General features: G+C 71.9%; 10 protein-coding genes. 9 read left to right on the top strand and 1 reads right to left on the bottom strand.

The window, feature by feature from the left end; translation table 11 throughout:
* Positions 1–52: 52 nt before the first annotated feature.
* Positions 53–1009: an aldo/keto reductase gene (locus R2B67_RS08850; protein WP_018509739.1), complete on the bottom strand. Its 957-nt coding sequence runs from the start codon at positions 1007–1009 to the stop codon at positions 53–55.
* A 152-nt stretch (positions 1010–1161) separates the two neighbouring features.
* Here R2B67_RS08850 and R2B67_RS08845 point away from each other — a divergent pair, with 152 nt between their 5' ends.
* From R2B67_RS08845 to R2B67_RS08805, 9 genes are all read left to right on the top strand, one after another.
* Positions 1162–2124: a 2-hydroxyacid dehydrogenase gene (locus R2B67_RS08845; RefSeq protein ID WP_317817213.1), complete on the top strand. Its 963-nt coding sequence runs from the start codon at positions 1162–1164 to the stop codon at positions 2122–2124.
* Between the two features lie 362 nt (positions 2125–2486).
* A complete protein-coding gene (locus tag R2B67_RS08840) occupies positions 2487–5306 on the top strand; it encodes a putative bifunctional diguanylate cyclase/phosphodiesterase (RefSeq protein ID WP_317817212.1) in 2820 nt (939 codons plus the stop codon).
* A gap of 232 nt (positions 5307–5538) precedes the next feature.
* Entirely contained in the window at positions 5539–7395 is a 1857-nt protein-coding gene (locus tag R2B67_RS08835; protein WP_026241039.1) for an acetolactate synthase large subunit, read from the top strand.
* A gap of 23 nt (positions 7396–7418) precedes the next feature.
* Positions 7419–7946, top strand: a complete 528-nt coding sequence (ilvN, locus tag R2B67_RS08830) for an acetolactate synthase small subunit (RefSeq protein WP_018509735.1) — start codon at positions 7419–7421, stop codon at positions 7944–7946.
* Between the two features lie 110 nt (positions 7947–8056).
* Positions 8057–9058, top strand: coding sequence for a ketol-acid reductoisomerase (ilvC, locus tag R2B67_RS08825; RefSeq protein ID WP_003966071.1), 1002 nt, complete (start codon positions 8057–8059; stop codon positions 9056–9058).
* Between the two features lie 263 nt (positions 9059–9321).
* The gene (gene serA, locus R2B67_RS08820; protein ID WP_109979694.1) at positions 9322–10914 is read left to right on the top strand and encodes a phosphoglycerate dehydrogenase; all 1593 of its coding nucleotides are present in this window, start codon (positions 9322–9324) and stop codon (positions 10912–10914) included.
* A gap of 205 nt (positions 10915–11119) precedes the next feature.
* Positions 11120–13579: a Tox-REase-5 domain-containing protein gene (locus R2B67_RS08815; RefSeq protein WP_317817211.1), complete on the top strand. Its 2460-nt coding sequence runs from the start codon at positions 11120–11122 to the stop codon at positions 13577–13579.
* 80 nt (positions 13580–13659) lie between these two features.
* Positions 13660–14358 carry a serine/threonine-protein kinase gene (locus R2B67_RS08810; protein ID WP_317817210.1) on the top strand — a complete coding sequence of 233 codons (699 nt, stop codon included), beginning with the start codon at positions 13660–13662 and terminating at the stop codon, positions 14356–14358.
* Positions 14359–14395: 37 nt separating this feature from the next.
* A complete protein-coding gene (locus R2B67_RS08805) occupies positions 14396–14941 on the top strand; it encodes a hypothetical protein (protein ID WP_317817209.1) in 546 nt (181 codons plus the stop codon).
* Positions 14942–15017 lie beyond the last annotated feature (76 nt).

Here is a 15017-nt window from a genome sequence, read left to right as displayed (position 1 = left end):
GAAGTTCCCGGTGCGGCCCATTCTCCCGCCGCCTCCTGCCGGGCGCGCGGCCTCAGTCCCACGAACCCCGCGCCCGGGGCAGCCCGGCGATCTCCGCCAGGTCCGCCTCGTCCAGCTCCACCTCCGCGGCCCGAGCGTTCTCCACCGCCCACTTCTCCCGCTTCGCGCCCGGCACCGCCACCACGTGCGGCCCCTGCCGCAGCACCCACGCCAGCGCCACCTGGGCCACGCTCGCCCCGCGCCGCTCCGCGATCCGCCGCAGACCGGCCACCACCGGCTGGTTCGCCGCCATCATCTCGGCCGTGAACCGGGGGTGCCGGGCCCGCAGATCCTCGGGCTCGAACCCCTGGCCCGGCTTCAGCGTCCCGGTCAGATAGCCGCTGCCCAGCGGCATCGCGGCGAGTACCCCGACCCCGCGCGCCGCACACCAGGGCAGCAGCTCCTCCAGCGCCTCCGGCGACCACACCGACAGCTCCGCCTCGACCGCGCTGACCGGGAAGACCTGCTGGATCCGCTCCAGTTGCCGGATCGTTCCCGCATGCGGCCCGGCGCCCGACCGGCGCGGGGCGCGCGCCCCCACCGCGCACAGCCCCAGCGAACGCACCTTGCCCGCCGTCACCAGCTCCGCCATCGCGCCCCAGGTCTCCTCCACCGGCACCTCCGGGTCGGCCCGGTGCAGCTGGTAGAGGTCGATCACATCGGTCTGGAGGCGCCGCAGCGAGGCGTCACAGGCCCGTCGTACGTAACCGGGGCGCCCGTTGGCGACGATGTGCTGATCGCCCACCAGGAGACCGCACTTGGTGGAGAGGAACGCCTCGGAGCGGCGCCCCTTCAGTGCTCGCCCCACCAGCAGCTCATTGGTGAACGGTCCGTACATGTCCGCGGTGTCGAGCAGCCGGACACCGGCGTCGAGTGCCGCGTGCACCGTGCGCACCGAGCGGTCACCGTGCTGCTGCGACGCGCTGTAACCCCAGCTCATCGGCATACAGCCCAGACCGACCGCGCCCACGGCGAGCCCCGACGCCCCGATAGTCCTGCGCTCCAACTCCCCGAACCCTCCCTCGTCCACCCCAAACTAACCTCTGGCCCGGCCACGACTTCGATCAGCCGTCCCGCAGCCGTCCTGGAGCACTCGCACACCCGTCGCATAGCCTCCTGACCATGACTGAGACGACTGCCGGCGCGACGCGTGCCGATGTGTGGCTGCCCTTTCCGGCCGAGGAGATCGACGGGCTTCCCGACGCCTTCAACTACCTCTTCTGGGACGGGGGCCCGGAGTACCCCGGCGACCCCGCGGACTGCGTGTACTACGTCGTCCCCTACCTGAAGGGTTCAGAGGTCGCCGTCCGGCCGATGGACGCCATGAGCGCCGTCCAGGTCGTGCAGACGCTCTCCGCGGGCATCGACCACGTGGAGCCCGGGCTCGGCCTGCTGCACCCCGGCGTACGCCTCTGCAACGCGAAGGGGGTGCACGAGGCGTCCACGGCTGAGCTGACGCTCGCCCTGATCCTGGCCTCCCTGCGCGGTCTCCCCGGCTTCGTCCACGGCCAGGACAAGGAGGAGTGGCGGTCCGGCTTCTACCCGGCGCTCGCCGACAAGTCCGTCCTCATCGTGGGGTACGGATCCATCGGCGCGGCCATCGAGGACCGGCTCGCGCCCTTCGAGTGCGCGCGGGTCGCGCGCGTCGCGCGCTCCGCCCGGACCACCGAGCGCGGCCCCGTACACACGCTCGACGACCTTCCGGCCCTGCTGCCCGAGGCCGACGTCGTCGTGCTCTCCACCCCGCTGAACCCCTCCACGCGGGGGCTCGTGGACGCCGACTTCCTCGCCGCGATGCCGGACGGGGCCCTCCTCGTCAACGTCGCCCGGGGCGGAGTCGTGGACACCAAGGCCCTGCTCGCCGAACTGGAATCCGGACGGCTGCGGGCAGCACTCGACGTCACCGACCCGGAACCGCTGCCGTCCGGCCATCCTCTCTGGCATGCTCCGAATGTCTTGATCACGCCTCATGTGGGCGGCAGCACCTCGGCGTTCGAACCGCGCGCCAAGCGGCTGCTGGCCACGCAGCTCACCCGGTTCGCCGCGGGGGAGCCGCTCGCGAACGTCGTCAGCACCACCGGCTGAGGCGCCCCGGAGGGCCCCGGCCGGTCACGCCGAGGCGTGATCCGCATGCGCACAGTGCCGCCCACCTCGCGTTTCGTCACGGAGCGTAGAGAGGCTATGGCCCTGAGTGACGAACCTGGTGTATCGTCCGGACCGGAGGGCTGCGCCGGGGCAGGAGCGGCGCGGGGGGAGCATCGGAACGCGAGGGGGCGACGGGCGATGTGCCGGCCATGGAGAGACGATCCGAGGCGGCCGAGCGGGCTGCGGCGGCCATCGACGCTGCCCGGACGAGGCGCTCGCAGGTGGCCGGATTCCACCCCGGGCCGGCGCCCGAGGCATTCCACCCTGGGCCGGCGCCCGGGGCCGGGACGGGGAGCCCTCCGGTGAGCGTCCTGGGAGCCTGGCTCTCGCCGCAGTCCGCCACGGGCTCCACGGGGCTGCGGGCCCGCATCCTGCTCGGCACCGTCTGCGCCGGATATTCGGTCGGAGCGGCCGTCGGCTGGGGCTCGCCGCAACTGGCCCGCTTCATGGGGGACTTCGGCCTCGCCGCGGCGGCGCTGGTCGCCGCCGTCTCCTGCTTCCTCTACGCCCGGGTGAGCGCCGGCCGGCTGCGGCCCGCCTGGCTGCTCTTCTCGCTCTCGTCCCTCATGGCGGCCTGCGGCAACGCCGTCTGGGGGTGGTACGAGGTGGTGCTCGGTGTCCCCGTGCCCACCCCGTCGGTGGCCGACGCCTTCTTCCTCTGCTTCGCGCCGCCCGCCATCGTCGGACTGCTCGTGCTCGCCAAGCGCCCCGTCACCCGGGCCGGCTGGGTCTGTCTGGCCCTGGACGCCTGGCTGATCGGCGGCTCCCTGCTGACCCTCGCCTGGAGCCTCGCCCTCGCGCACGCCGCGCACATGGCGGGCGTCCAGGAGGCCAGCGTGGGCCCGGCGGCACTCTCGCTGGCCTACCCGCTGCTGGACATCGTGCTCGTCTCCATGGTGCTCGCGCTGCACTTCCGCCGCTCCGGGGCCAACCGCTCCGCGGTCAACACCGCGATCGCCGCCCTGGCGCTGACCGTTCTGTGCGACGCGGTGTTCACCTCGCCGCTGCTGCGCTCCACCTACCACTCGGGCCAGTTGCTCGACGCCGGCTGGTTCGCCGGCTCGCTGCTCCTCGCCTACGCGCCCTGGGGCGTACGGAGCAGGGCGCCCGGCACCGACCGCCCGGGCCCGCCGCGCGCCATGAGCCGCCCGATCGCCGGGTCGCTGGCCGCGCTGACCCCGTATCTCGCCGCCGCCGTCTGCACGTTGGGCATCCTGTACAACGTGGTCGAGGGCCGCCGGGTGGACCGGGTGGTCATCTTCACCGGCTGCACGGTCGTCCTCGCCCTGGTCGTCCGGCAGGGGATCATGCTGCTGGACAACATCTCCCTCACCCAGGAGCTGGCCCAGAAGGAGAACCACTTCCGCTCCCTGGTCCAGGGCTCCAGCGACGTCATCATGATCGCCGCCCCCAGCGGCACCCTGCGGTACGTGAGCCCTGCCGCCGCCGGAGTCTACGGGCGCGACGCGGAGGACCTCGTCGGCGCCGAGCTCTCCTCGATCATCCACCCCGACGACCTCGGCCGGGTCGTCCACGAGGTGCGGCGCTTCCTCGCCGCCCCGCCCCACGAGGAGCCCACCACCCGCATCGAGTGCCGCTTCCGCTCCGGCACCGGCGACTGGCTGCACGCCGAGTCCACCGTCAACCGGCACCAGGGCGGGCTCCTGCTCAACAGCCGGGACGTCACCGAACGGGTCAGGCTCCAGGCCCAGTTGCAGCACAGCGCGGAGCACGACCCGCTCACCGACCTGCCCAACCGGGCCCTGTTCACCTCCCGGGTCCGCCAGGCGCTCACCGGCCGCCGGGCCGGCGACTCCGGCACCGCCGTGCTCTTCATCGACCTGGACGGCTTCAAGGCCGTCAACGACACCATCGGCCACCAGGCGGGCGACGAGCTGCTCATCCAGGCCGCCCGCCGCCTCCAGGAGTCCGTCCGGGCCGGTGACACCGCGGCCCGCCTCGGCGGTGACGAGTTCGCCGCGATCATCACAGGCGACGGCACCCGCGACCAGGGCGCCCGGGAGTACCAGGTCCACGAGATCGCCGACCGCCTCCGCCTCACCCTCTCCCAGCCCTACCGGATCGGCCCCAGCGAGGTCCGGGTGGCCGCCTCCATCGGCGTCGCCTTCGCCGAGCCCGGCATCACCCCCACCGACCTCATGCGCAACGCGGACCTCGCGATGTACCGCGCCAAGGCCGGCGGCAAGGACCGGGTCGAGCTGTACGCCCCCCAGATGCAGGCCGATGTCGTACGCCGCTCGGAGCTGGCCACCCGGCTGCGCACGGCCCTGCGCGAAGGCGAGTTCGCCCTGCTGCACCAGCCGGTCGTGCACCTCGCCAGCGGCTCCGTCGCCGCCGTCGCCGCGCAGGCCCGCTGGCGCTCCGCCCAGGGCATTCTCTTCACCCCCGCCGAGTTCCTCCGGGTCACCGGCGACGACGACCGCACCGCCGAGCTCGGCCGCTGGCTCCTGGAGGAGGCCGTGAAGCAGGCCGCCGACCGGGCCAGGGCCGGACACCCGGTCGCCGTCTCCGTACGCCTGTCCGCCACCCGGCTGCTCGACAAGGCCCTGCCCTTCGGCTCCATCGAGGCGCTGCTGACCCGCCACGGGCTGCCGTCGGGGGCGCTGATGATCGAGGTGGCCGACAGCGACCCCCGGGTCTCCTTCGACGAGCTGGAGCAGCGGCTCGTCGCCTTGCGCCGCCTCGGGGTGCGGATCGCCCTCGACGGCTTCGGCAGCGGTTTCGCCGCGATCAACGCGCTGCGCCGCCTCCCCATCGACGTGCTGAAGCTCGACCGGAACCTGGTCGAGGGGGTGGTGGAATCGGCCAGACTGCACAAGATCACCAGCGGGCTGCTCCGGATCGCCTGCGACCTCGGCCTCCAGTCCGTCGCCGACGGGGTCGACGTCCCCGAGCAGGTCCTCGCGCTCCGCGCCATGGGCTGCACCCACGGCCAGGGGATGGCCTTCTCCGGCCCGCTCGACGAGTACCGGCTGCGCCGCGCCCTGGTGCGTGGCCAGTTCCCCGTGCCCGGCGTCCCCGGCCCCCGTACGGTGATGGCGGGAGGCTCGATCCCGCTGCTCACCGGATCACATGCTGAGACGCCCGTCCCACCCACTTGACACGTCATGCGTGCCGGAGAGAGGGTCAATGCCATGCGCACCCGAATTCTCGTACTTGGAAAGCGCGTCGGCTGAAGCAGAGTCACTCCACGACACTCTGCGGACCGCACCCGGCGCGCTCCCCTCGCTTGCCTCACGGCACGAGGGGTTTTTTGTTGCACTGACACCTCTCAAAACGCTGCAAAACACCCGCGAAAAACCACCCGCGAAAACCCTCAGCTTCGAGAAGAGAATGCCGATGACCGAGCAGGCCACCGGGGCCCACCACCCGCAGCCGCGCGCCCGTAACGGCGGACAGCCGTCCGTCACCGTTGAGCACGTCACGGGCGCGCAGTCCCTCATCCGTTCTCTCGAGGAAGTCGGCGCCGAGACGGTGTTCGGCCTCCCCGGCGGCTGCATCCTCCCCGCCTACGACCCGCTGATGGACTCCACCAAGGTCCGTCACGTCCTGGTCCGCCACGAGCAGGGCGCGGGCCACGCGGCCACCGGCTACGCGCAGGCCACCGGCAAGGTCGGCGTCTGCATGGTCACCTCGGGCCCCGGCGCCACCAACCTGGTCACCCCGATCGCCGACGCGCACATGGACTCCGTGCCGCTCGTCGCGATCACCGGCCAGGTCGCCTCCAAGGCCATCGGCACCGACGCCTTCCAGGAAGCCGACATCTGCGGCATCACGATGCCGATCACGAAGCACAACTTCCTGGTCACCAAGGCCGAAGACATCGCGCACACCATCGCCGAGGCCTTCCACATCGCCTCCACCGGCCGCCCGGGCCCCGTCCTCGTCGACATCGCCAAGGACGCCCTCCAGGCGCAGACCACCTTCAGCTGGCCGCCCACCCAGGACCTGCCCGGCTACCGGCCCGTCACCAAGCCGCACGCCAAGCAGATCCGCGAGGCGGCCAAGCTGATCACCCAGGCCAAGCGCCCCGTGCTCTACGTCGGCGGCGGCGTCCTCAAGGCCGGCGCCACCGCCGAGCTGAAGGTCCTCGCGGAGCTGACCGGAGCGCCCGTCACCACCACCCTGATGGCGCTCGGCGCCTTCCCCGACAGCCACCCGCTGCACGTGGGAATGCCCGGCATGCACGGTTCGGTCACCGCCGTCACCGCGCTGCAGAAGGCCGACCTGATCGTCGCCCTCGGCGCCCGCTTCGACGACCGCGTCACCGGCAAGCTGGACAGCTTCGCCCCGTACGCCAAGATCGTCCACGCCGACATCGACCCGGCCGAGATCGGCAAGAACCGCACCGCGGACGTCCCGATCGTCGGCGACGCCCGCGAGGTCCTGGCCGACCTGGTCCAGGCCGTCCAGGCCGAGCACACCGACGGCAACACCGGCGACTACAGCTCCTGGTGGAAGGACCTCAACCGCTGGCGCGACACCTATCCGCTGGGCTACGACCTGCCCGAGGACGGCAGCCTCTCCCCGCAGCAGGTCATCCAGCGCATCGGCAAGCTCGCCCCCGAGGGCACGATCTTCACGGCGGGCGTCGGCCAGCACCAGATGTGGGCCGCCCACTTCATCGACTACGAGCAGCCCGCCACCTGGCTCAACAGCGGCGGCGCCGGAACGATGGGGTACGCGGTCCCGGCCGCCATGGGCGCCAAGGCCGGCGCGCCCGACCGCACCGTCTGGGCGATCGACGGCGACGGCTGCTTCCAGATGACCAACCAGGAACTGACCACCTGCGCGCTCAACAACATCCCGATCAAGGTCGCCGTCATCAACAACGGCGCCCTCGGGATGGTCCGCCAGTGGCAGACCCTCTTCTACAACCAGCGCTACTCCAACACCGTGCTGCACTCCGGCGCGGACACGGACGGCCAGCCCGCCAAGGGCACCCGCGTCCCGGACTTCGTCAAGCTGTCCGAGGCCATGGGCTGCTACGCCATCCGCTGCGAGGACCCGGCCGACCTGGACAAGGTCATCGAAGAGGCCAACTCCATCAACGACCGCCCCGTCGTGATCGACTTCATCGTCCACGAGGACGCCATGGTCTGGCCGATGGTCGCCGCCGGCACCTCCAACGACGAGGTCCAGGCCGCGCGCGGCGTCCGCCCCGACTTCGGCGACAACGAAGACGACTGAGAGACAGAGAGAGAACGACTCCCATGTCCGAAAAGCACACGCTCTCCGTCCTGGTCGAGAACAAGCCCGGTGTCCTCGCCCGGATCACCGCCCTGTTCTCCCGACGCGGCTTCAACATCGACTCGCTCGCGGTCGGTACCACCGAGCACCCCGACATCTCCCGCATCACCATCGTCGTGAATGTCGAGGGCCTGCCCCTGGAGCAGGTGACCAAGCAGCTCAACAAGCTGGTCAACGTCCTGAAGATCGTCGAACTCGAGCCGTCCGCCGCGATCCAGCGGGAGCTCGTCCTGGTGAAGGTCCGCGCCGACAGCGAGACCCGCTCCCAGATCATCGAGATCGTCCAGCTGTTCCGCGCCAAGACCGTCGACGTCTCCCCGGAGGCCGTCACGATCGAGGCGACCGGAGGGGCCGACAAGCTGGAGGCGATGCTCAAGATGCTGGAGCAGTACGGCATCAAGGAGCTCGTCCAGTCCGGCACCATCGCCATAGGGCGTGGCGCGCGCTCGATCACCGACCGCTCCCTGCGCGCCCTCGACCGCTCCGCCTGAGCTGACCCGCGGAGCCCCTGGCTCCGGCTCGCATGGCGAGACCCGATCACGTACCCGACGCCCCCGCCGTACGGTGGGACGCAACACCTGCACACCAAGGAGAAGACCCAGTGGCCGAGCTGTTCTACGACGACGATGCCGACCTGTCCATCATCCAGGGCCGCAAGGTCGCGGTTCTCGGTTACGGCAGCCAGGGCCACGCCCACGCGCTGTCGCTCCGTGACTCCGGCGTCGACGTCCGCGTCGGTCTGCACGAGGGCTCGAAGTCCAAGGCCAAGGCCGAGGAGCAGGGCCTGCGCGTGGTGACCCCGTCCGAGGCCGCCGCCGAGGCCGACGTCATCATGATCCTCGTCCCGGACCCGATCCAGGCCCAGGTCTACGAGGAGTCCGTCAAGGACAACCTCAAGGACGGCGACGCGCTGTTCTTCGGCCACGGCCTGAACATCCGCTTCGGTTTCATCAAGCCGCCGGCAGGCGTCGACGTCTGCATGGTCGCCCCGAAGGGCCCCGGCCACCTGGTCCGCCGCCAGTACGAGGAGGGCCGCGGCGTTCCCTGCATCGTGGCCGTCGAGCAGGACGCCTCGGGCAAGGGCCTGGAGCTGGCCCTGTCGTACGCCAAGGGCATCGGCGGCACGCGGGCCGGTGTCATCAAGACCACCTTCACCGAGGAGACCGAGACCGACCTCTTCGGTGAGCAGGCCGTCCTCTGCGGTGGCACCGCCGCCCTGGTGAAGGCCGGTTTCGAGACGCTGACCGAGGCGGGCTACCAGCCGGAGATCGCGTACTTCGAGTGCCTGCACGAGCTGAAGCTCATCGTCGACCTCATGTACGAGGGCGGCCTGGAGAAGATGCGCTGGTCCATCTCGGAGACCGCCGAGTGGGGCGACTACGTCACCGGCCCGCGGATCATCACCGACGCCACCAAGGCCGAGATGAAGAAGGTCCTCGCCGAGATCCAGGACGGCACCTTCGCCAAGAACTGGATGGCCGAGTACCACAACGGTCTGCCCAAGTACAACGAGTACAAGAAGGCCGACAGCGACCACCTGCTGGAGACCACCGGCCGTGAGCTGCGCAAGCTCATGAGCTGGGTGAACGACGAAGAGGCCTAGGCCTCGGGGGAGCGGGGCGGGTCCGACGGGCCCGTCCCGCTCCGCATCACCGGAACGGTGCGTTCCGTACGGGTGTACACCACGTCCATCCTCGTGCGGGTGATCCTTCCACCGGGGCGCAGTGCACGGCCCTCCGCACCACTACACTTCTCAACACATACACGCGTCAGGGCCCACAGTGTCGTGCGTCTACCACGCGGCTAGCCCCTCCACCGCCTGCGGCCGTCGGGACGGCCGTCCGCACTGGACTTGTGAGGACTCACGTGAGCTCGAAACCTGTCGTACTCATCGCTGAAGAGCTGTCGCCCGCCACGGTGGACGCTCTGGGTCCGGATTTCGAGATCCGGCACTGCAACGGCGCCGACCGCGCCGAGCTGCTCCCCGCGATCGCCGACGTCGACGCCATCCTGGTGCGTTCCGCCACGAAGGTCGACGCCGAGGCCATCGCCGCCGCGAAGAAGCTCCGGGTCGTCGCCCGGGCCGGCGTCGGTCTGGACAACGTCGACGTCTCCTCGGCCACCAAGGCCGGCGTGATGGTCGTCAACGCCCCGACCTCCAACATCGTGACCGCCGCCGAGCTGGCCTGCGGTCTGCTGGTCGCCACCGCGCGCAACATCCCGCAGGCCAACACCGCCCTCAAGAACGGCGAGTGGAAGCGCTCCAAGTACACCGGGGTCGAGCTCAGCGAGAAGGTCCTCGGCGTCGTCGGCCTCGGCCGCATCGGTGTCCTGGTCGCGCAGCGCATGTCGGCGTTCGGCATGAAGATCGTCGCGTACGACCCCTACGTCCAGCCGGCCCGCGCCGCGCAGATGGGCGTCAAGCTCCTCAGCCTGGACGAGCTCCTGGAGGTCGCCGACTTCATCACCGTGCACCTGCCGAAGACCCCCGAGACCCTCGGTCTCATCGGGGACGAGGCGCTGCACAAGGTGAAGCCCTCGGTCCGCATCGTCAACGCCGCGCGCGGCGGCATCGTCGACGAGGAGGCGCTGTACTCCGCCCTCAAGGAGGGCCGCGTCGCCGGCGCCGGCCTGGATGTGTACGCGAAGGAGCCCTGCACGGACTCCCCGCTCTTCCAGTTCGACCAGGTCGTCTGCACCCCGCACCTCGGCGCCTCCACCGACGAGGCCCAGGAGAAGGCGGGCATCGCGGTCGCCAAGTCGGTGCGCCTCGCGCTCGCCGGTGAGCTGGTCCCGGACGCGGTCAACGTCCAGGGCGGCGTCATCGCCGAGGACGTACGCCCCGGCCTGCCGCTCGCCGAGAAGCTCGGCCGGATCTTCACCGCGCTCGCGGGCGAGGTCGCGGCCCGGCTCGACGTCGAGGTGTACGGCGAGATCACCCAGCACGACGTCAAGGTGCTGGAGCTGTCGGCGCTCAAGGGCGTCTTCGAGGACGTCGTCGACGAGACCGTGTCGTACGTCAACGCCCCGCTCTTCGCCCAGGAGCGCGGGGTCGAGGTCCGCCTCACCACCAGCTCCGAGTCGCCCGACCACCGCAACGTGGTCACCGTGCGCGGCACGCTCGCCGGCGGCGAGGAGGTCGCGGTCTCCGGCACGCTGGCGGGCCCGAAGCACCTCCAGAAGATCGTGGCCATCGGCGAGCACGACGTGGACCTGGCGCTCGCCGACCACATGGTCGTCCTGCGCTACCAGGACCGTCCCGGTGTGGTCGGCGCGGTCGGCAAGATCCTCGGCGAGGCCGGCCTGAACATCGCGGGCATGCAGGTCTCGCGGGCGGCGGAGGGCGGCGAAGCCCTGGTCGTCCTCACCGTCGACGAGACCGTCCCGCAGGCGGTGCTCGGCGAGATCGCCGACGAGATCGGCGCCTCCTCGGCCCGCTCGGTGAACCTCACCGACTGACGCACCCCGCACCCAGCACCCCGCACGACCCCGGCTGTCGGGCGCCCCTTCACCGGGGGCGCCCGGCAGCCGCTTGCGTTTTGCAGAGACCAACCCGCCCCTCTGGGCCCCGGGTTGGGTCCTGGGGCCCACGACGGGTGTGGCGCCCCGACCCTAGGGTGACCGGTTGTCATGTCACTCATGGGCACCGGGGGTCGGATCACGTATGTCTGCTGTCGGTGGCATACCCGTAGCGGGAGGCCCGGCTCCGGCCGCCGCCCCGCACCGTGACCTTCCGGGCCCGCTCGTCGTCGTACGGGTGCTGCTCCTCGTCCTGCTCGGCGCGACGGCCCTCGGCGCGATCGGCCTCTCCGGCTCCGCGATCGCCGCCGACGCCATGGGCGCGCAGGTGCTCGGCATCCTGCTGTACGCCTCCGCCCCCGGGATGCTCTGCGCGCTGCTGGCCTGGCATCTGCGGACGGGCGGCAGGCGGGTGCGGTGGGCAATCGTCGCCGTCCAGGTGTGGCTGATCGTCGGGGGCCTCGGCAACCTGGCGGACGGGTCACCGGACGGGTTCACGCAGCTGGTGCTGCCCGTCGTGATCCTGGTGCTGCTGAGCCGGGCGCAGAGCCGGGCGTGGTTCCTGCTGCCGCCCCGGGAGCGCGGGGAGCCGCCGAAGTTCTCGCTCCCGCACCTGATCACCTGGAAGCGGGACCGGGGGCAGTCCGCGCTGGAGTACCTGGGCCTGGTCCTGATCGTGGTCGCGCTGATCGCGGCGCTGACGGTGGGGGGCCTGGGCGGCCGGATCACGGAGGGGCTCCAGTCGGCGATCTGCTCGCTGACGGGCAGCTCGTGCCCGGTCTCGGGCGGCAGCGGCGAGGTGGAGGCGGGGGACACGTCGGGCGGTGCGTCCGGCGGTACGTCGGGTGGTGCATCCGGTGGTACGGACGCGGGTTCCACCGTCACGGGCGGTACGGGTGCCACGGGCGGCGACGCGACGGGCGGTACGGGTGCCACGGGCGGCGAGACCTCCGGCTCCTCCGGCTCGACGGGGGCCACCGGTTCCACGGGCTCCTCCGGCACCACCGGCACCACGGGCTCCTCCGGCACCACCGGCACCACCACAGGCGGCGGCACCGGCGGCCCCGACGACGACGGGCGCCCCGGCACCGGCGAGGACACCTTCCCCGAGGACCACGAGGAGCCCGAGGCCGCCTACGACGTACCCGCCTCCGCCGAAGGGGACGGCGAGAACGGCGGCGGGGAGCAGGCCGAGGAGCAGGAGGACTGCAGCGGCTGGGGGTTCTTCGGCTGCGCCTGGGACCGTACGACACAGGTCTTCAAGGGCCTGGTGGTCGACGGCATCTGGGGCGACATCTCCGGGATCATCGACCTGTTCAAGCCCGAGACGTGGGCCGGACTGGCCGACTACGGCCGTCAGCTCGGCGACCAGTGGATGAAGGACTCCCAGGGTGCGGGCGACAAGTGGAGCGACGGCGACTACCTGGGCGCGATCTGGGACTGGGGCAAGGCCTCCGTCAACACCGTGGTCACGGTCGGGGACGACGTCTTCGTCGGCGACGAGGTCCGCGAGCGCTGGAACAACGGGGAGAAGACCCGGGCCGTCACCGATGTGATCTGGAACGTCGGCTCGCTCTTCATCCCCGGCTACAACGTGGCCAAGGTGGTCGGCAAGGCCGGGAAACTCGGCAAGATCGGCAAGGTGGCCTCCGAGATCGCGGACGCGGCGGGCGACGCGGGCGCGGCCGCGCGGCGGGCCCGCAAGGCGGCGGAGGCGGGCGACCTCGACGGCGTACGCAAGGCGGCCAAGGAGGCGGACGAGGCGGCCGACAGCGCCGAGGACGCGGCACGCCGGACCGGCTGCGCCATCGCCTCGGGGCCACCGCCCTTGGTGCGGTACGGGGGCGGGGCGGCCGGTGGTGTCCCCGGCGACGGTACGGGGGTGCTGGCGGGAGGCTCGCCGGGCCGGGTGATCGCGGCCAACGGCGGCTGCGACGAGGCGGCGAAGGCCGCGGCGGCGGAGGCACGGGCGGCAGAGCGCGCCGCACACCTGGAGCAGAAGCGGCTGGAGGAGCCGGAGCGGGCGCGGAAGGCGGAGCTGGAGAAGAAGCAGCACCCGGAGCCGCAGCGCAACGACACCTCCGACCCGCGCAACTACAACCCGCCGTCCTGGGCTGACGACCTCAAGAGCCGCACGCTCGGAGACGCGGACGCGGGCGACGGCTACTGGGCGAGCCGGGACCGCAACCCCGCGCCCAACTGGAAGAACGAGTCCTGGCTCCGCTACCAGGAGCAGATCACCGGCACGAACCGGGGCCAGGAGTACGTCGTACCGCACCCCCGCGAGGGCAAGCCGGCCGTGGAGTACGACGGCTGGGACTCCTCCCGGCAGACATACCTGGAGGCCAAGAACGGCTACGGCAGCTACCTCTCCAAGACCGACCCGGGCACGCTCACCCCGTCCGGCAAGGACAAGTTCGTCGCCGAGGCCCGCGCCCAGGTGGAGGCGGCCGGCGGCAAGCCGGTGGAGTGGCACTTCTCCGACCCGGAGGTCGCGAAGGCGGCGAGGAAGGCGTTCCGGGACGAGGGGCTGCCGATCAGGGTGGTCCCCACCCCGGTGAAACCGGGCGACAGCACCAGGAAGCCCGGAGCCTTCGACGAGTAGCCGAGTAGCCTGCACGCGAGGGGGACCCGGAGCACGCGTGGGGGCCCGGAGCGGTCCGGCGACGGAGGAGAGAGATCAGCATGCGACGTGTAGTGCGGGGCTTCTGGGGTCCGAGGCCCGAGTCCGCCGACGCTCTGGCCGACCGGTGGCAGCAGACCCTGGACGGGCTCGCTGTCCTGGTCCCGCAGGCGGCGGACGCCTGGAGCCAGGTCCACGGGAACGGACCCGCGACGGCCATCACGGCCGACGGGAAAGCCCTGCTCGACGCGGTGCGTACCGCTCAGAGCGCGGCCGACTGGTCGGATCTGACCGGCACCGGGCTGCGGCTGGTCGGCACGGGCACGCCCGGCTGGGAGGCGGAGGTCAGCGGACTGGCGGGCGGGCGGCCGGAGTTCCTGCTCCAGTCGCTCGCGGTGATCCTCCACGCCCCGGACGACGCCCCCGTCCCCGAGGAGGACATCCTCGCGCTCCTCGCCCGGGTCTGGGAGCCGGACTTCGGCGATGTGAGCGACGACGACGTGCTGGACGCGCTGGAGGACGAGGCCGGGTACGCGGTCGGCGACCCGGTCGTGGGCCGGACCGGTTACCTCTCCCCGGCCCGCGCCGCCCTCGTTCCGGAGGATCTGGCGGCGGTCCGCCAGGAACTCCCCAATGGCGGCGAGCTGTTGAGCATCGCGGCACCCGGCGACAGCGCGGCGGTGGTGCGCGCGTACGAGCGCCTGCGCGAGGCGGGGGCCCTGGCGCCGCTGCCCCGCCCGATGGACCGGGCCGTGCTGTGACCTCCGGAATCGCCTTTCCGGCCGTCCGGGCCGCGCTGTGACGGCCAGGGCGGGGGAGCCCTTCGCGCTGCCCCGGGCGGTGGCCGAGGCCGAACAGCTCCTCGCCGCCCCCGTACCGCCCGCCGGTCCCACCCTCGCGCAGGGCGACCCGGCGACGGGCGAGTGGACCGCCACCGAGGGCGCGGGCTTCCGCATCGTCCCACTCTGGGAGGGCGACCCGCTGACCGGCGTGTACGCCCCCGAGTGGAACGACGCCGAAGAGGCCGCCGACGCCCATCTGGCCGCCCTGGCGGAGGAGTTGGACCGCCGCTGGGGTCCGCACACCACCGTCCGACTGCACGTTCCGCTGCGCCGGTGGCTGAGCGGCGGCTCCCCCGTGGAACCCCTGTTCCAGGCACTGTTCTCCGTGGACCTGTACGGGGACCTGACCGTCTGGGGCCCGGTCGGTGCGGCTGGCCCGGGCGGCTCCGGCGACCGTTGGTTCGCCGTGACGGTCGGCCACAGCGACGGCGACGCGCCGCTCGTGCTGGCCGCCCTGGTCAGCGAAGGACCGCTCACCGAACCGGACGACGCGGGGTGGTGAACCACCGTCCCGCCGGGCGTGGCCGGGACCGCTGGTAGGGTCCTGCGGCATCGCCCGGCATGTGATGGAGAGGGTC

The organism is Streptomyces cyaneofuscatus, from assembly GCF_033109485.1.
In the GTDB taxonomy this organism is placed as follows: Bacteria; Actinomycetota; Actinomycetes; order Streptomycetales; family Streptomycetaceae; genus Streptomyces; species Streptomyces cyaneofuscatus.
Note: the sequence above shows the minus strand (reverse complement) of the source record. Positions and strands in the feature narration are given on the sequence as shown.

Coding starts and splice junctions, on each gene's coding strand:
- R2B67_RS08845 (WP_317817213.1), top strand. CDS start 1,162: ATGACTGAGACGACTGCCGGCGCGACGCGTGCCGATGTGTGGCTGCCC.
- R2B67_RS08835 (WP_026241039.1), top strand. CDS start 5,539: ATGCCGATGACCGAGCAGGCCACCGGGGCCCACCACCCGCAGCCGCGC.
- ilvN (WP_018509735.1), top strand. CDS start 7,419: ATGTCCGAAAAGCACACGCTCTCCGTCCTGGTCGAGAACAAGCCCGGT.
- R2B67_RS08815 (WP_317817211.1), top strand. CDS start 11,120: ATGTCTGCTGTCGGTGGCATACCCGTAGCGGGAGGCCCGGCTCCGGCC.
- R2B67_RS08810 (WP_317817210.1), top strand. CDS start 13,660: ATGCGACGTGTAGTGCGGGGCTTCTGGGGTCCGAGGCCCGAGTCCGCC.